Origin of the sequence: Kitasatospora phosalacinea, assembly GCF_000717185.1 — a bacterium.
Taxonomy (GTDB): Bacteria; Actinomycetota; Actinomycetes; order Streptomycetales; family Streptomycetaceae; genus Kitasatospora; species Kitasatospora phosalacinea_A.
Map to the genome: position 1 here is coordinate 75,530 of NZ_JNYE01000013.1, position 19,360 is coordinate 94,889.

The 19,360-nt window shown below is 75.7% G+C and carries 2 protein-coding genes and 2 pseudogenes; all 4 read left to right on the top strand.

Annotated elements, in window-relative coordinates:
* Positions 1-23 precede the first annotated feature (23 nt).
* Positions 24-1,022: an ABC transporter substrate-binding protein gene (locus OO57_RS07865; protein ID WP_033251569.1), complete on the top strand. Its 999-nt coding sequence runs from the start codon at positions 24-26 to the stop codon at positions 1,020-1,022.
* Positions 1,023-1,363: 341 nt separating this feature from the next.
* On the top strand, positions 1,364-14,173 hold the full coding sequence (locus tag OO57_RS07870) for a non-ribosomal peptide synthetase (protein WP_051776871.1): 12,810 nt from the start codon (positions 1,364-1,366) through the stop codon (positions 14,171-14,173).
* Positions 14,174-14,232: 59 nt separating this feature from the next.
* Positions 14,233-17,442 (top strand): annotated as a pseudogene (locus OO57_RS47345) (amino acid adenylation domain-containing protein); the annotation flags it as partial.
* A 159-nt stretch (positions 17,443-17,601) separates the two neighbouring features.
* Positions 17,602-19,360 (top strand): annotated as a pseudogene (locus tag OO57_RS47350) (condensation domain-containing protein); the annotation flags it as partial.

The following is a 19,360-nucleotide window of genomic DNA, read 5'->3' on the forward strand; positions in this document are numbered from 1 at the left end:
ACCAGCCCAACCTACGGAGAACCATGAACACCCGCGCCCTGACCTCCCGCACCGCCAGAGCCCTCGCGGCGGCCGCCGCCGTCGCGCTCGCCGCCACGGCTTGCGGCTCCAGCGGTGACAGCGGCAAGGACGCCGCACCGGGCGCCAGCGGCGGCGCGGTCAACACCGCCGGACCGGTCACCGTCGAAGCCACCAACGGCAAGGTCACCGTCCCGGCCGGCGTCCAGCGGATCGTCAGCATCTCCTACGCCACGGGCGCACTGCTCGACCTCGGCGTGCAGCCCGTCGGCACCAGCACCATCGACGAGAACAACCCGATGGAACTGCTGCCCTCGCAGACCGAGGCCGCCGAGAAGATCGAGCCGATCGGCTCCGGCATCGAGATCAACATCGAGAAGGTCGCCTCGCTGCGCCCCGACCTGATCATCGTCGAGGGCGCCACCGCGTTCGACTGGGGCGTCAGCAAGCTCGAAGGCATCGCCCCCACCCTGTACTTCGGCATCGACAAGCCCGTCGACCTGCTGAACGCGCAGGAGAAGATCGCCACCGCGGTCGGCAAGGAGGCGGAGTTCAAGAAGCTGAAGTCCGACTACGAGGCCAAGGCCGCGAAGATCAAGACCGACTACGCGGACAAGCTCAACTCGATCAAGTGGACCATGGCCTCCTCCTACGGCGGCGGCGAGTTCCTGGTCGACACCGCGACCTCCTGGGTCGGCCGGGTGCTGAACGACGCGGGCGCCAAGTTCTCCCAGGCGTCCGCCGACACCACCGACCACGAGGTCACCTACTCGGTGGAGAAGCTCGACGTGCTCGCCGACGCCGACGTCATCCTGATCCCCAAGATGGCCGCCACCGGCGAGGTCCCGCAGGACACCAAGGACCTGGACAAGCAGCCGTCCTGGCAGAACCTCAAGGCCGTCAAGGCGGGCAAGGTCGTCCCGCTGACCTACGCCACCACCGACCGCTACGGCACGTCCATCGACGTCCTCACCCAGATCGAGGCCGTCCTCAAGGGCCAGTAGGCCCCCCGTCGGGTGGGCCGCAGTGGCAGCGGCCCGCCCGACGCACCCCAGAGCTGTCTTTCGCACCACGCACCAACTGCCCGCCCGAGCAACTCACCTGAGCAGCCCACCCGAGCAACGCGGGCAAGCAACTCACCCGAGCAACTCGGGTGAGCAACTTGCCCGGGCAATGCGGGCAAGCAACTCGCCCGAGCAACTTGAGCGAGCAGTTCGCCCGGGCAACTCGGACGAGCAACTCGGGTGAGCAGTTCGGACGAGCAATCTGCACGAGCACCACGCTGCGGCCCCGGCCCGCGCCCACTCCGGGCCCGGCGGCCGCCGATACCGGGAAGGGCCGGACCATGGCTGGCACCACGACCACGCAGGCCGAGCACGGCGAGCGGGAGGAGCTGACGGCCGCCCAGGCCGGCGTCCTGGCCGCGCAACGGATCGACCCCGGCAGCCCGGCCCACAACGTCGGCCAGTACGTCCGGATCGACGGCCCGCTCCGTCCCGAGCTGCTCGAAGCCGCCGTGGCCCGCACCCTCGCCGAGGCCGACGGACTGCACCTGACGGTGGAGGCGAACGGCGACTCCGCCCGCCGTCACCGCTTCGACCCCGGGGCCTGGACGCTCGCCCGGATCGACACCAGTGGCGCCACCGACCCCGAGCAGGCCGCCGTCGACCTGGTGCGCCGCCAGCTCGCCCGCCCCGCCGACCTGTCCGGCGACGCCCTGCACGGCGCGCTGCTGGTCCGCACCGGGGAGGAGAGCCACCTGTGGTTCCAGTGGTTCCACCACCTGGTGGTCGACGGTTACGCCGTCGCTCTGTTCACCCGCCGGGTCGCCGAGGTGTACACCGCCCTCGCCGCCGGAACCGACGTCCCGGACAGCCCGTTGCGGCCCGCCGCCGTCCTGCGCGAAGCCGAACGGGCCTACCTGGCGGGCGAATCGGCCGCCGCCGACGCCCACTGGTGGCAGCAGCGGTACGCCGACCGCCCGCGGGTCCGCGCCCTCACCGAGCAGCAGGCCCCCGCCGCCCCCGCCGCGCTCCGCCACCGGATCACCCTCGACGCCGCCCGCACCGCCCCCGTCCTGGCCGCCGCCAAGGCCGCCCGCGTGACCTGGGCCGAGGCCGCGCACGCCGCCCTCGCCGCCTACCTGCACCGGATGACCGGCACCGCCGACCCCGTCCTCGGCATGCACCTGATGGCCCGCACCGCCCCGGGCACCCCGCGCGTGGTCGGCATGGCCGTCAACATCCTGCCGCTGCGCCTGGCCGTGGACCCCGCCGACGGCTTCGACGCCCTGCTGCGCCGCTCCGCCGCCGAGCTCAAGGACGTCCGCCGCCACCAGCTGCACCGCGGCGAGGAGTTGCGCCGCGCGCTCGGTCTGGTCGGCACCGACGAGCGGCTGTACGGGCCGCTGCTCAACATCAAGCCCTTCGACCTCGACCTGGACTTCGCGGGCACCCCCGGCCACACCGTCAACCTCGCCGCCGGCCCCGTCGACGACCTCTCGCTGTCCGTCGCCAAGACCCCCGACCACCGCCTGCAGTTGGAGTTCGACGCCAACCCGCACCTGTACACCGAGGCCGAACTCGCCCTGCACGCCCGCCGGTTCACCGCCCTTCTGGAGCGCCTCGCCGCCGAGCCGGAACGCCCGCTCGGCGAACTGGACCTCCTCGCGGACGAGGAGCGGGCGGACGTCCTGGAGCGTTGGAACGCCACCGGGCACGACGTCCCGCCCGGGACCCTGGTCGACCGGATCGCCGCCCGGGCCGCCCACAGCCCGGACGCGGTGGCGGTCGTCGCCCCCGACGGCGAGCTGACGTACCGTCAACTCTGGCAGCAGACAGGCGAACTGGCGGGTGAACTGGCGGCGGCGGGGGCCGGTCCGGACGCCGTGGTCGCGGTCGCCGTGCCGCGTTCCGCCGCGCTGATGGTCGCCCTGCTCGGCGTGCTGCGGTCCGGGGCGGCGTACCTGCCGCTGGACACCGACCACCCGGCGGAACGCCTCGCGGGCATGGTCGCGGACGCCGACCCGGTCCGGGTCCTCACCGTCGGCGCGGTCTTGGACCGGCTGCCCGCCGAGGCCGCGGCGCGCGCCCTGCTGCTCGACGCCCGCGAGGAGGGCGCCAGGGAAGCGGGAGCCGCGCAGGCCGAACCCGTGCCCGCCGGGCCCGACCACGCCGCGTACGTCATCTTCACCTCCGGTTCCACCGGCCGCCCCAAGGGCGTCCTGGTCACCCACCGGGCCATCGTCAACCGCCTGGAGTGGATGCAGCACGAGTACCGGCTCACCGCCGAGGACCGCGTCCTGCAGAAGACCCCCGCCGGGTTCGACGTCTCCGTCTGGGAGTTCTTCTGGGCCCTGACCGAAGGCGCCACCGTCGTCCTGGCCCGCCCCGACGGCCACAAGGAGCCCGGCTACCTCGCCGACCTGATCGCCCAACAGGCCGTCACCACCCTGCACTTCGTCCCCTCCATGCTGCGCGCCTTCCTGGAGGAACCCGACCTCGCCACCCGCTGCACCACCCTGCGCCGCGCCTTCTGCTCCGGCGAGGCCCTTCCCACCGACACCGTCGAACGCTGGTTCGCCGTTCTGCCCGACGTTCCGCTGCACAACCTGTACGGCCCCACCGAGGCTGCCGTCGACGTCACCCACCACCCCACGGTCCCGGGCGCGGGAACCGTCCCGATCGGTCGCCCCGTGTGGAACACCCGGCTGTACGTGCTGGATGCTGCGCTGCGTCCGTGTCCGGTGGGGGTGCCCGGCGAGCTGTACCTCGCGGGCGTGCAGTTGGCCCGCGGGTACCTGGGCCGCCCCGGGCTGACGGCCGGACGTTTCGTCGCCGATCCGTACGGCGGGCCGGGGGAGCGGATGTACCGCACCGGCGACCTGGTGCGGTACCGGCCGGACGGTGCGGTGGAGTACCTGGGGCGGACCGACGACCAGGTGAAGATCCGCGGTTTCCGGATCGAGCTGGGTGAGGTGGAGGCGGCGCTGGCGGCGCTTCCGGGCGTCGTACAGGCGGCGGTGACGGTTCGTCGGACGGCGAACGGTGCCCGGCAGCTGGTCGGGTACGTGGCGCCGCCGCCCGCGGACCCGCAGGCGCTGCGCGAGCGGCTGGCGCTCACCCTGCCCGAGTACTTCGTGCCCGCCGTGATCGTCGGCCTCGACGCCCTGCCGCTGTCCGTCAACGGCAAGCTCGACCGCAAGGCGCTCCCCGAGCCGGCCACCGGTACGGCGGGCGCGGACACGCCGCGCACCGAGACCGAACGCATCCTCGCCGCACTCGTCGCCGAAGTCCTCGGCCTGCCGGTCGAACAGGTCGGCGCGGACGACAACTTCTTCTCGCTCGGCGGCGACAGCATCTCCGCCATCCAGCTCGGCAGCCGCGCCCGCCACGCCGGGCTCACCCTCACCCCGCGCACCGTCTTCGACCGGCGCACCGTCGCCCGCATCGCCGCCGCCCTCACCCCCGCCGCGACCACCGGCCCCGCCGCGACCACCGGCCCTGCCGTCGCCCCCGAAGGACCGCTGCCCGCCACCCCCATCACCGAATGGCTCCGCCACCAGGGCGGCCCGATCGGCCGCTTCGGCCAGTCCACCACCGTCACCGCCCCCGCCGACCTCGACCCGGCCCGCCTCACCGCAGCCCTCGACACCCTCACGGCCCACCACGACGCGCTCCGCCTGCGCCTGCACGTCGGGCCCGAGACCGAGACCGAGACCGGTACCGGTACCGGGACCGCGGACCTGCCCGGGGCCGGGCCCGAAGCTGCGCCCGTGGCTGAGCGGCTGCGCCCGTACGACGACGCCACCGGAGCCTGGACGCTGGAGGTGCAGCCCGTCGGGGCGGTGTCGGCCGCCGAGCGGGTGCGGCACCTGCGGGTCGCGCCGGGGGAGTTGGCGACGGCTGCGGAGGTGGAGCGGGAAGCCGCTGCCGGGCGGTTGGACCCCGGGCTGGGCGTGGTGTGGCAGGCCGTGCACCTCGACGCCGGGCCGGGGCAGGACGGGCTGCTGGTGCTGGTGGTGCACCACCTCGCGGTGGACGGAGTGTCCTGGCGGGTGCTGCTGCCGGACCTGCGGGCCGCGTACGAGGGGCGCCCGCTCGCCGCGGTACCGACCTCGCTGCGGGCCTGGGCGCACGGGCTGACCGAGGCGGCCGCCAGCCCGGCCGTGCGCGCCGAACTCCCGTACTGGCAGCAGCAGTCGGCGCACGCGCAGACCCCGCTGCTGGCCGAGCCGCCGCTCGACCCGCGCCGGGACACCGCCGCCCGGGCCCGCCGCCTGCGGCTGACCCTTCCCGCGGAGCGCACCGCACCGTTGCTGACCGCCGTTCCGGCGGCGCGCCGGGCCGGGGTGGACCACGTGCTGCTGACCGCCCTCGCCCTGGCGGTGCAGGACCGCCGCCGCGCCCTGCACGGGGAGGCCGCCGCGAGCGGGCTGCTGCTGCGGCTGGAGGGGCACGGACGGGAGGACCAACTCGTGCCCGGCGCGGACACCTCGCGCACCGTCGGCTGGCTGACCAGCGAGTTCCCGCTGCACCTGGACCTGTCGGGTCACCAGGAGCCGGGGGCCGCACTGGCCGAGGTGAAGGAGCGGCTGCGGATGCTGCCGAACGCGGGCACCGGCTGGGGCCTGCTGCGCCACCTGGACGCCGCCGGGGCGCTCGCCCTCGCGGACGCGCCCGAGCCCCGGCTGCTGTTCAACTACCTGGGCCGGTTCGGCGCGAGCGGCGAACCGTGGACGCCCGCCCCCGCCGCCGGGGACGCGATCACCGCGACCGTCGACCCCGAGCGGCCCTGCGGGCACGCCCTGGAGATCGGCGCGTTCGTCCACGAGCGGGCCGACGGGCCCGAGCTGACCGTGCAACTGACCTGGCCGGAGGCGCTGTTCGGGGAAGCGGAGGTCCGCGCGCTGGCCGACGCCTGGTTCGCCCGGCTGGACGCCCTCGCCCAGTGGGCGGCCCGGCCGGACGTCGCCGCGCCGACCCCGTCCGACGTGCCGCTGGCCCCCGTCGCGCAGGCCGACCTGGACGCCCTGGCGGCCCGCTACCCGGGGCTGGAGGACGTGCTGCCGCTCTCCCCGCTGCAGGAGGGCCTGCTGTTCCACGACCGGATGCTGCCCCCCGGCGACGACGCCACGTACACCTCGCTGACCTCGCTCGACCTGCGCGGGCCGCTGGACCGCACCGCCCTGGTGCGCGCCGTGGACGCCGTGGTGGGGCGGCACGGTGCGCTGCGCGCCGCCTTCGCCCTCACCGCCGCCGGGGAGCCCGTCCAGGCGCTGGCCGCCCGGGTCCGCGTCCCGTGGAGCGAGCACGACCTGTCCGCGCTCGACGAGGAGCGGCAGGAGGTGGAGACCGCCCGGATCGAGGACGCCGAAGCCGCCCGCCGCTTCGACCTGGCCCGGCCCCCGCTGGTGCGCTGCGCGCTGCTGGTGCTCGGCCCCGAGCGGCACCGGCTGCTGCTGACCCGGCACCACATCGTGATGGACGGCTGGTCCACGCCCGTGCTGCTGCGCGAGGTCCTCGCCACCTACGCGGACGCCGGTGCGGCCGCCGAACTGCCCGCCGCACCGCGCTGGGGCGACCACCTGGCCCACCTCGCCGCCCGCGACACCGGGGCCGACACCGACGCCTGGCGCCGCGCCCTGGCCGGCCTGGACGGCCCGACCCTGCTCGCCGACGCCCTCGGGGCGTCCGCGCAGGAGGAGAACGCCGGAGCGGCAAGGGAGTTGGAGCTGCCGATCCCGGCCGAGCAGGCCGCCGCGCTCACCGCCACCGCGCGCCGCCACGGCCTGACCCTCAACACCCTGGTGCAGGGCGCCTGGGCGGTCCTGCTGGGCCGCCTCACCGGCCGCACCGACGTGGTGTTCGGCGCCACCGTCTCCGGCCGCCCCGGCGAACTCCCGGGCGTGGAGGCCGCGGTGGGCCTGTTCAGCAACACCCTGCCGGTGCGCTTCGCGCTCGACGAGGACGAGCCCGTCGCCGCCGCCCTGGCCCGGCTCCAGCAGGAGCAGTCCGCCCTGCTCGACCACCAGTACCTGGGCCTGGCCCAGATCCAGGCCGCCGCCGGACACAGCACCCTGTTCGACACCCTGCTGGTCTTCGAGAACTACCCGATGCAACCAGGCGAGTTGACCTCCCGCGGCCTGCGCGTCACCGGCATCGGCAACCGCGGCGCCACCCACTACCCGCTGACCGTGCTCACCCTCCCCGGCGAACACCCGCAACTGACCGTCGAGTACCGCCCCGACACCTTCACCCCCGCCCAGGCCGCCGCCATCGGCGAACGCCTGCTGCGCCTGCTCGCCACCATCGCCGCCGAACCCGAAACCCCCGTCGGACAGTTGGACGTCCTGACGGCCGCGGAGCGGCACACCGTGCTGACCGGCTGGAACGCCACCGACCGCCCCGTGCCGCCCGGCACCGTGGTCGACGCCTTCCGTGCCACCGCCGCCGCCCACCCCGAGCGCACCGCCGTCGTCCACGGCACGACCCGCCTGACGTTCCGTCAACTCGCCGAGCGCGTCGACACCTACGCCCGCGGCCTGGCCGCGCTCGGCGCCCGTCCGGACGCCGTGGTCGCGCTCGCCCTGCCGCGCTCCGCCGACCTGGTCGCCGCCCTGCTCGGCGTGCTCGCCGCCGGGGCCGCCTACCTGCCGGTCGACCTCGACCACCCGGACGAGCGGATCGCCCTGATGCTGGACGACGCCGCCCCGCTGCTGACCCTCACCACCGCCGAACTCGCCGCCCGGCGGCCCGTCCTGGCGCAGTCCGCGCTCGGCGCCGTCCCGCTCGCCGAACTGGGCACCCTCCCGCTCGCCGACCCCGCCCGTCCCGAACCCGTCCGCCCCGAACCCGGGCACCTCGCGTACGTCATCCACACCTCCGGCTCCACGGGCCGCCCCAAGGGCGTCCAGGTGCCGCACCGGGGCCTGGCCAACATGCTGGAGCACCACGGCGGAACGGTCTTCGCCCGGGCCGTCGCCGCCGCCGGGGGACGCGTCCTGCGGGCCGCGCACACCGCCTCGTTCTCCTTCGACTCCTCCTGGGAGCAGTTGCTGTGGCTGCTGCTCGGACACGAACTGCACGTCTACAGCGAGGAGTTGCGCCGCGACCCGCAGGCCCTCGCGGCCCGCCTGCTCGCCGACCGGATCGACACCCTGGACGTCACCCCCTCCTTCGGCGCCCAACTCGTCGAATGGGGCCTGCTCGACGACCCCGCGCACCGCCCGCTGCTGTTCCTGGTCGGCGGCGAGGCCGTCGGCGACACCCTGTGGCAGCGCATCCGACAGACCCCCGGCGTGCACGGCCACAACTTCTACGGCCCCACCGAGTACACCGTCGACACCCTCGGCGCCGACCTCGCCGACAGCCCCACCCCCTTCGTCGGACGTCCGATCGGCAACACCCGCAGCTACGTCCTCGACGCCCGGCTGCGCCCCGTCCCGCCCGGCACCCCCGGCGAGCTGTACGTGGCCGGGCCCGGCCTGGCCCGCGGCTACGGCAACCGGCCCGCGCTGACCGCGAGCCGCTTCGTCGCCGACCCGTACGGCCCGCCCGGGGAGCGGATGTACCGCACCGGCGACCTCGTCCGGCACCGCCCCGACGGCAGCCTGGACTACCTGGGGCGCGAGGACGACCAGGTGAAGATCCGCGGCTTCCGGGTCGAACCCGGCGAGGCCGAGGCCGCCCTCGCCGCCCTGCCCGGCGTCGCGCAGGCCGCCGTCGTGGTCCGGCCCGCCCCGGGCGGCGCCAAGCGACTGGTCGGCTACGTGGTGGCCGCCCCCGGTACGGACACCGAGGCGGCGGACGCCGGTACGGCTCCCGGCACGGGCCCCGGTGTGGGCCCCGGGGCGGGCTCCGGCGTCGGCCTCGACCCGGCGGTGCTGCGCAAGGCGCTCGGCGAGGCACTGCCCGAGTACCTCGTCCCGGCCGCGCTGGTGGTGCTGCCCGCGCTGCCGCTGAACGTCAACGGCAAGCTCGACCGGCACGCCCTGCCCGAGCCCGGCGCCGACGCGTACGCCGCGCCCGCCGGGGCCGCCCCGCGCACCGCGGGCGAGGCGCTGGTGTGCCGGGTGTTCGCCGAGGTGCTCGGCCGGCCCGGGGTCGGCGTCGACGAGGACTTCTTCGCCCTCGGCGGCCACTCGCTGCTCGCCACCCGGGTGGTCGGACGGCTGCGCGCCGCGCTCGGCACCGAGGTCGCCATCCGCGCCCTGTTCGAGAGCCGCACCCCCGCCGCGCTCGCCGCCCGCCTGGGTGAGGCCCCTGCCGCCTCCGACGCCGCCTCCGACGTCTCCGCTACCCCCGCGGCCCCCGCCGCCCGTCCGCGGCCCGAACTGGTCCCGCTCGCCCCCGCGCAGGCCCGGCTCTGGTTCCTGGACCGCCTGCAGGGCCCGTCCACCGCCTACACCATCCCGTGCGCCCTGCGGATCGACGGCGAACTCGACGCCGACGCCCTGCGCGCGGCCTTCGGCGACGTGCTCGCCCGGCACGAGGCGCTGCGCACCGTCTGCGCCGAGCGCGACGGCCGCCCCTACCAGCGGATCCTGTCCGCCGACGAGGCCGGGGTGCCGTTCGAGGTGCGCGAGGTCGCCGGGCACCGGCTGGACGCCGAGACCGCCACCGCGGGCGCGCACGTGTTCGACCTGGTCGGGGAGATCCCGGTGCGGGCCGTCCTGCTGAGCGCCGGGCCGCGCCGCCACGTGCTGAGCGTGGCGCTGCACCACATCGCGGGCGACGAGTGGTCCGAAGGCGTGCTGCTGCGCGACCTGGACGCCGCGTACGCCGCCCGGAAGGCCGGACGCGCCCCCGAACTCCCGCCGCTGCCGCTCCAGTTCGCCGACCACACGCTGTGGCAGGCCGAACGCCCGCTGGAAGCGCAGTCCGCGTACTGGGCGCAGCGCCTGGCCGGGCTGCCCGCCGAACTCGCCCTGCCCGCCGACCGTCCCCGCCCGGCCGAGGCCAGCGGGCGCGGCGGCGCCGTCCGGCTCGCCCTGCCGGAGGAACTGCACCGCGCACTCGGCGAGTTCACCCGCAGCACCGGCACCACCCCGTTCATGGTGGTGCAGGCCGCTGCCGCCCTGCTGCTCGGCCGCCTGGCCGGAACGGACGACGTCGCGCTCGGCGCGCCCGTCGCCGGACGCGGCGAGGAGGCGCTGGAGCAGCTGGTCGGGTTCTTCGTGAACACCCTGGTGCTGCGCCACGACCTGGGCGGCGAACCGGAGTTCCGCGAACTGGTGGAGCGGGCGAAGGAGACCGTCCTCGGTGCGCTCGCCCACCAGGACCTGCCGTTCGACCGGCTGGTCGAACTGGTCAACCCCGAGCGGACCCTGGGGCGGCACCCGCTGTTCCAGGTGATGGTGCAGCACCGCAAGGAGGCGGGCGGCCTGGACCGCCTGCTCGGCGCCCGCACCGCCCTGCTGCCCGACCCCGTGCACGCCGCCCGCTTCGACCTGGCGTTCACCTTCGTGGAGTCCGCCGACGGCGCCCGCACCGACCTGACCGTCATCCACGCCGAGGACCTGTTCGACCGCGCCACCGCCCGCCTGTTCGGCACCCGCCTGCTGCGCGTCCTGGAACAGGCCCTCGCCGACCCCGGGCAGCCGATCGCCCGGATCGAACCCACCTCCGCCGAGGAACTGCGCGGCCTGGCGGGCGAGTGGAACGCCACCGACATCCCCGTCCGCGAAGGCACCCTGGTCACCCGGATCGCCGAACGCGTCACCGCCACCCCGGACGCCGTCGCCGTCGACTACGAGGGGCAGGAGCTGACGTACCGTCAACTATGGTCGCGCGCAGGTCTCCTGGCCGAAGCACTGGCGGAGCGGGGTGCCGGTCCGGACACCGTGGTCGCCGTCGCCGTGCCGCGCTCGACCGAACTGATGGTCGCCCTGCTCGGCGTGCTGCGCTCCGGCGCCGCGTACCTGCCGCTGGACACCGACCACCCGGCGGAACGCCTCGCGGGCATGATCGCGGACGCCCGGCCCGTCTGCGTCCTCACCCCGCCCGGCGCGTCCGGCACCGTCCCCGCCGTGCCCGCCGTGCCTGCCGTGCCCGGCGTCCCCGTGCTGGCGGTCGACGCCGCCACCGCCACCGCGCCCGCGGGCTCCGGCCGCCCGCTCGCCGAAGCGGGCCCCGACCACGCCGCGTACGTCATCTTCACCTCCGGTTCCACCGGTCGCCCCAAGGGCGTCCTGGTCACCCACCGGGCCGTCGTCAACCGGCTGGAGTGGATGCGCGAGATGTACGCGATCGGCGCGGCCGACCGCATCCTGCAGAAGACCCCCGCCGGGTTCGACGTCTCCGTCTGGGAGTTCTTCCTCCCGCTGACCATCGGCGCCCGCGTCGTCCTCGCCCGCCCCGGCAGTCACCGCGACCCCGCCCAGCTCGCCGCCCTGGCCGCCCGCGCCGCCGTCACCACCTGCCACTTCGTCCCGTCCATGCTCACCGCGTTCACCGCCGCCGCCGAGGAGGACGACACCCTGCGGCGACAGTTCGCCACCGTACGAAGGGTGTTCTGCTCCGGCGAAGCCCTGCCCGCCGCCGCCGTCGACCGCTTCCTGGCACTGTGGCCGCAGATCGAACTGCACAACCTGTACGGCCCCACCGAGGCCGCCGTCGACGTCACCCACCACCGCGCCTGGGCCGGCGCGGGAACCGTCCCGATCGGTCGCCCCGCCTGGAACACCCGGCTGTACGTGCTGGATGCTGCGCTGCGCCCGTGTCCGGTGGGGGTGCCCGGCGAGCTGTACCTGGCGGGAGTGCAGTTGGCCCGCGGGTACCTGGGCCGCCCCGGCCTGACCGCGGGGCGTTTCGTCGCCGATCCGTACGGTGGGCCGGGGGGGCGGATGTACCGCACCGGCGACCTGGTGCGGTACCGGGTGGACGGGAGCGTGGAGTACCTGGGCCGGACCGACGACCAGGTGAAGATCCGTGGTTTCCGGATCGAGCTGGGTGAGGTGGAGGCGGCGCTGGTGGCGCTTCCGGGCGTCGGGCAGGCGGCGGTGACGGTTCGTCGGACGGCGAACGGTGCCCGGCAGCTGGTCGGGTACGTGGTGCCGCCGCCAGCGGACCCGCAGGCGCTGCGCGAGCGGCTGGCGCGCACGCTGCCCGAGTACTTCGTGCCTGCCGTGATCGTCGGCCTCGACGCCCTGCCGCTGTCCGTCAACGGCAAGCTGGACCGTAAGGCGCTCCCCGAACCCGATCGCCGGACCGCTGCGGCCGCGGCCGTCCCCGCAGCCGCCCCCGCAACCGCCCCCGCGGCCGTTCCCGCCCAGCGCGGACCCTCCGCCTTCGCCCGGGTGTTCGCCGAGGTGCTGGGCCTGGCCGAGGTCGGCGAGGAGGAGAACTTCTTCGCCCTGGGCGGCGACAGCATCGTGTCGCTGCAACTCGTCAGCCGGGCGAAGGCCGCCGGACTCGCGATCACCACCAAGGACGTGTTCCAGCACCCCACCCCCGCCGCGCTGACCGCCGCCCTCACCGGCAGCTCCGCCCCCGCCCCCGTCGAGGTCCCCGCCCCGGCTCCTGCCGAGGGCCCGGTGCCGCTGCTCCCCGTCGTGCACTGGCTGCGCGAACGCGGCGGCAGCGTACGGCGGTTCAACCAGTCCGTGCTGCTCGCCGTCCCCGGCGGGCTCGGCGAGCAGCCGCTGCGGGACGCCCTCGCCGCCCTGGTCGCGGCCCACCCCGCGCTGCGCACCCGGCTGGACGACACCGACGGCCTGTGGACCCAGGAGATTCTCCCGTCCAGCACCGACCCCGCCACCGTCACCGACCCCGACCCCGACCTGCTGCGCCGCGTCCCCGCCCCCGGCGGCCCCACCCCCGACCGGCTCACCGCCGAGGCCGACCGGGCCGCCGACGCCCTCGACCCGGCCGCCGGACGGATGCTGCGCGCCGTCTGGTTCGACGCGGGCGACCGGGCCGAGGGCAGGCTGCTGCTCACCGTCCACCACCTCGCCGTGGACGGCGTCTCCTGGCGCATCCTGCTCCCGCGACTGGCCGCCGCCCACCGTGACGCCGCCGCCGGACGCCGTCCCGCCCTAGCCCCCGAACCCGTCGCCCTCCGCGACTGGGCCGCGCACCTGCACACCCACGCCCAGCAGCGCACCCGCCTCGCCGAGGCCGCGTACTGGCGCACCGCACTCACCGGCCCGCCCGGCCACCTGGCCGACCTCGCCACCGACCCGGCCCGCGACACCACCGCCACCCTGCGAACCCTGCGCCGCACCCTGCCCGCCGACCGCACCGCCCCGCTGCTCGCCGCCGCGGGCACCGGCACCGGCGTGGACGAGCTGCTGCTCGCCGGACTCGCCCTCGGCCTGGCCCGCACCCGCCCCGACGCCCCGCCCGTCCTCCGGATCGACCTGGAGGGCCACGGCCGCGCCGGCCACCCCGCGCACACCCCCGACCTGTCCGGCACCGTCGGCTGGTTCACCACCGTCCACCCCGTCCGGCTGGACCTCACCGGACTCGACCTCACCGGCCCCGACGCCTCGGGCCCCGACGCCACGGGCCCCGATGCCACGGGAGCCGACGCCACCGGCCCCGCCCCCACGGGAGCAGCCCTCACGGAACCCGACGCCGCGGGCCCCGCCCCCACGGGAGCAGCCCTCACGGAACCCGACGCCGCGGGCCCCGCCCCCGCCGCCCCCGCGGAGGCCCTCGCCCGGGTCAGGGAGCAGCTGCGCGCCGCCCCCGACAAGGGTCTCGGCCACGGCCTGCTGCGCCACCTCAACCCGCAGACCGCCCCGCTGCTGGCCGCCGCACCCGCCTCCCCGGTGCTGTTCAACTACCGGGGCCGCACCGACCAGGCCGCCCCCTCGCTCGGCGGCTGGCCGCTCGCCCCGGCCGTCGAACGCGAAGCGGTCGCCGCCGGAGCCGGGCCCGATCCGGCCGCCCCGGTCGGACACCCGCTGGAGATCGACGCCGTGATCACCGCCGACGGTGCCGGGAGGCCCCAACTGGAGGTCGAACTCTCCTGGCCGCAGGCCCTGTTGACGGAGACCGAGGCCGCCCGCATCGCGGACGCCTGGCTCGCCGCCCTGGACGGCTTCCGCACCCCGGCCCCCCTGGCCGCCGCCGACCTGCGGCTGGTCACCCTCAAGCAGTCCCAACTCGACCGGCTGGAGTCCAAGTTGCGCGGGCGCCGCCGCCGATGAACACCCCCTCCGCAGACCGACCGTCCCGTTCCACCGACCCCAGGACTGAGAACCCCGCGATGAACGACTCCACCACCCCGCACGACGACCCGCAGGCGACCAGCCCGGCCCCGTCGGACCTGGAGGACGTGTACCCGCTGTCCTCGCTCCAGGAGGGCCTCCTCTTCCACGCCCTGTACGACGACCGGGCGCGGGACGTGTACGTGGTGCAGGCGCACCTCGACCTGGCCGGCCCCGTCGCGGAACCCCGGCTGGCCGCCGCCGTGGACGCGCTGCTGGCCCGGCACGCCAACCTGCGCGCCGGGTTCTGGTACGAGGACCCGCAGGACGTCCTGCAGTTCGTGCAGCGCACCGTGGAAACCCCGCTGCGCACCGTCGACCTGACTGACGGTCAGGACACCGACGTCCAGCGGGAGATGGACGCGGACTGGCAGCGCCCGTTCGAGCTGGACGCGCCGCCGCTGCTGCGCTTCGCCCTGCTGCGCCTGGGAGCCGACCGGCACCGGCTGGTGCTGACCTGCCACCACCTGCTGCTGGACGGCTGGTCGATGCCGATCGTGGTGCGCGAACTGCTCGCGCTCTACCGGGGCGAGGCGCTGCCGCCGGTGCGCCCGTACCGCGACCACCTCGCCCTGCTGGCGACCCGCGACAGCGCCGCCGCCGAACGCGCCTGGGCCGCCGCCCTCGCCGGGTTCGACGCCCCGCACCCCGTCGCGCCCGCCGTCGCCGGGACGGGCGCCGTCGAACCCGGCCTGCTCACCCGGCAGGCCGGACCCGAGCTGACCGCCCGCCTCGCCGCCGCCGCCCGCAGCCGGGGCCTGACCCTCGGGAACGTCGCGTACACGCTGTGGGGCGTGCTGCTCGGCGCGCTCACCGGCCGCACCGACACCGTGTTCGGCACCACCGTCTCCGGCCGCCCCGCCGACCTGCCGGGCGCGGAGTCGATGGTCGGCCTGTTCATCAACACCGTCCCCGTCCGGGTACGCCCCGCCGCCGGGTCCACCCTCGCCGCAGCTGCCGCCGAAGTGCAGTCCGCACAGGCGGGGTTGATGGAGCACCAGCACCTCGGCCTGGCCGCGATCCAGCGCGCCGCCGACGCCGACGGGCCGCTGTTCGACACCCTGCTGGTGGTGGAGAACTACCAGGGCGGCGGCGACGCCCTGAGGAGCGCGCTCGACACCGCGGACGGCGACGGCCCGACCGTCACCGCGCTCGGCGCCCGCGACGCCACCCACTACCCGCTCGGCCTGACCCTGCTGCCCGGCGCGGACCTGCGGCTCGAACTCGAGTACCGCCCCGACGCGTTCGACGCCGCGCAGGCCGCCACCGTGCTCGACCGCTTCCTCGGCCTGGTCGAGCAGTTCGCCGCCGACCCGGACGCCCCGCTGGCCCGCCTCGACCTGCTCACCGCCGCCGAGCGCGCCGCCCTCCCCGCCGCCGCCACCGGCCCCGCCCTGCCCGCCGTCCCGCCGCCCGGCGCCGACGACCTGCTGCGCGCCCGCGCCGCCGACGCGGCCGACGCCCGCGCCCTGGTCGGCCCCGCCCTCGACGGCACCCGCACCACCCGCACCTTCGCCCGACTCGACGCCGACACCGACGCGTTGGCCCGCCTGCTGCTGGACCGCGGCCTGCGCGCCGAACAGATCTGCGCCCTCGCCCTGCCCCGCTCCACCGAGGCCGTCACCGCCCTGCTCGCCGTCCTGCGGGCCGGCGGCAGCTACCTGCCGATGGACCTCGACCACCCCGACGAGCGCCTCGCCCTGCTGCTGGACGACGCCCGTCCCGCCGTGCTGCTCACCACCCGCGCCGTCCTGGCCCGGCTGCCCGAGCACCCCGCCACCACCGTCGTGCTGCTCGACGACCCGGCCGTGCGCGCCGAACTCGCCGCCCCCGTCGAGCCGGTGAGCGTGCCGGTGCACCCCGCGCAGGCCGCGTACGTCATCCACACCTCCGGCTCCACCGGCCGCCCCAAGGGCGTCGTGCTGACCCACGCGGGCCTGGCCAACCTCGTCCACGACCACCTCACCCGCGAGTTCGCCACCGCGCTGGCCACCACCGCGCTGGCCACCACCGCGCTGGCCACCACCGGCGCCGAACGCCTGCGCGCCCTGCACACCGCCTCGTTCTCCTTCGACTCCTCCTGGGAGCAGCTGATCTGGCTGCTCGGCGGCCACGAACTGCACCTGCTCGGCGAGGACGACCGCCGCGACGCCGAAGCCGTCGTCGCCTACACCCGCGCCGAACGCATCCACGCCCTGGACGTCACCCCCAGCTACGCCCGCCAACTCCTCGACAGCGGCCTGCTGTCGGGCGGGCACCGCCCGCCGGTGCTGCTGCTCGGCGGCGAGGCGCTGCCCGAGCCGCTGTGGACGCAGCTGCGGGCCGAACTGGACGCCGCGCCCGGCACCACCGTGCTCAACTACTACGGCCCCACCGAGTTCACCGTGGACGCGCTGGTCGCCGACCTCGCCGACACCCCCGCCCCGGCCGTCGGCCGCCCGCTCACCGGCGGCCGCGCGTACGTGCTGGACGCCCTGCTGCGGCCGGTGCCGGACGGCGCGCCGGGCGAACTGTACCTGGCGGGTGTGCAGTTGGCCCGCGGCTACCTGGGCCGCCCCGGCCTGACCGCGGGCCGCTTCGTCGCCGACCCGTTCGGCGAACCGGGTACCCGGATGTACCGCACCGGCGACCTGGTGCGCCGCCGCCCCGACGGCGCCCTCGACTACCTGGGCCGGGCCGACGAACAGGTCAAGATCCGCGGCTACCGGATCGAACTCGGCGAGATCGAAGCCGAGTTGGTCGCGCACCCGGCCGTCGCGCACAGCGCCGTGCTGGTCCGCCGCGGCCCCGTGGACCGGATCGTCGCCTACCTGGTGCCCGCCGTCGCCGGGCAGTTGGACACCGCGGAGGTCCGGGACGCGCTCGCCGCCCGCCTGCCCGCGTACATGGTGCCCTCCGCGTTCGCCGTCCTCGACGCCCTGCCGCTGACCGTCAACGGCAAGCTCGACCGCGCCGCCCTCCCCGACGACGCCCTCGACCACGCGGGCGCGACCGGTTCGCGCGCCGCCGAGACCGGGACCGAACGGCTGCTGTGCGAGCTGTACGCCGAGGTGCTCGGGCTGCCCGAGGGCGCCGCCACCGGTGCCGAGGACGACTTCTTCCGGCTCGGCGGCGACTCCATCTCCTCCATCCGGCTGATCGGCGCCGCCCGCGCCGAAGGCCTCGCCCTCAGCCCCCGCGACGTCTTCGAGCGCCGCACCCCCGCCGCCCTGGCCGCGCTCGCCGACACCCGCGAGGCCGCCACCACGCTGCCCGCCCCGCCCGAACTCCCCGCCGCCACCGCGGCCGAACTCGCCGCCGTCCGGGCCGCGGCCCCGCACCTGGAGATCGACGAGGTCTGGCCGGTCTCGCCGCTCCAGGAAGGCCTGCTGTTCGAAGCCGACTACGACGACGGCGCCGTGGACGTCTACACCGCCCGCGACGTCATCACCCTCGACCGCCGCATCCCGCTGCCCATCCTGCGCGCCGCCGTCGCCGCCGTCCTGGACGCCCACCCCAACCTGCGGGCCGGCTTCCTGCAGACCGGCCCCGACCGGCCCGTCCAGTTCGTGCCGCGCGCCGTCGACGTCCCGCTCACCGAGACCGACCTGTCCGAGCTGGACGAAGCCCGGTTCGCCGACCGGCTCGACGAGTTGAAGGCGAAGGAGGCCGCCACCCGGTTCGACCCGGCCGCGCCCCCGCTGCTGCGCCTGGTCTCCGTGCTCGCCCCCGGTGGCGGGCAGCGGATCCTGGTCACCAACCACGCCCTGCTGTGGGACGGCTGGTCCTCCGGCCTGTTCCTGCAGGAGCTGCTGAGCCGCTGCGCCGACCTGCCCGCCCCCGAACCCGGCCTGCCCTACCGGGAGTTCCTGCGCTGGCTGGCCGCCCGCGACACCGAACAGGGCGCCGCCGCCTGGCGCGAGGCGCTGTCCGGCCTGGACGAGCCGACCCTGCTCGCCCCGCAGGCCCGTGAACGGGCCGGACTGCTCCCGCACTCCGTCACCGCCCGGCTGAGCACCGAACTCACCTCCCGCATCGGCGAGTTCACCCGTACCCGCGGCCTCACCCTGAACAGCGTGCTGTCCGGCGCCTGGGCGCTGCTGCTCGCCGGGCTGACCAACCGGCAGGACGTGGTGTTCGGCGCCACCGTCTCCGGCCGCCCCGCCGAACTGCCCGGCATCGACGGCACCATCGGCATGTTCCTCAACACCGTCCCCGTCCGCGCCGCCCTGGACGGCAGCGAGAGCGCCGCCGCCTTCCTCGCCCGCCACCAGGCCGAACAGGCCGCCCTGCTGCCGCACCACCAGACCGGCCTGGGCGCCATCCAGCGCAGCACCGGCTTCGGCCGCCTCTTCGACACCCTCCAGGTGCTCCGCAACACCCCCGCCGACGACGCCACCCGCGCCGAACTGCGCGAACGCCTCGGCGTGCGCGAGGTCGAGGACGTCGACGCCGCGCACTTCCCGCTGGTCTTCATCACCAACCCCGGCGAGGCGCTCACCTTCGAGTGGAAGTACCGCCCCGACGTCTTCGACCGCACCGAGGTCGAACAGCACGCCCAGCGCCTGGTCCTGCTGCTCGACCAGCTCACCACCGACCCCGACCGCCCCGTCCGCAGCCTGGACGTGCTGACGTCCGGTGAGCGGGCGTTGTTGGGTGAGTGGGCTTCGACGGGGCGGGAGTTGCCGTCGGCGTCGGTGGCGGAGCTGTTGGCGGAGCGGGCCGCGCTGGTGCCGGGTGAGACGGCGTTGGTGTTCGGGTCGCAGGCGTGGTCGTACGCGGAGTTGGATGCGCGGGTGGACCGGTTGGCGCGGTTGTTCGCTGCGCGACGCCGCCGCGTACGTGATCTTCACGTCGGGTTCGACCGGCCGTCCGAAGGGTGTGGTGACGCCTTACCGCGGGCTGACGAACATGCAGTTGAACCACCGCGAGGAGATCTTCGACCCGGTGGTCGCCTCGGCGGGCGGGCGCCGGCTGCGGATCGCGCACACGGTCTCGTTCTCCTTCGACATGTCGTGGGAGGAGCTGCTGTGGCTGGTGGAGGGCCATGAGGTGCACGTGCTGGACGAGGCGCTGCGCCGCGACGCGGAAGCGCTCTCCGCGTACTGCGCCGAACACGCGGTGGACGTCGTCAACGTCACCCCGTCC

What these genes read in the sequence shown, in the direction of transcription:
- OO57_RS07865 (WP_033251569.1), top strand. Translation starts at nt 24, where the DNA reads ATGAACACCCGCGCCCTGACCTCCCGCACCGCCAGAGCCCTCGCGGCG.
- OO57_RS07870 (WP_051776871.1), top strand. Translation starts at nt 1,364, where the DNA reads ATGGCTGGCACCACGACCACGCAGGCCGAGCACGGCGAGCGGGAGGAG.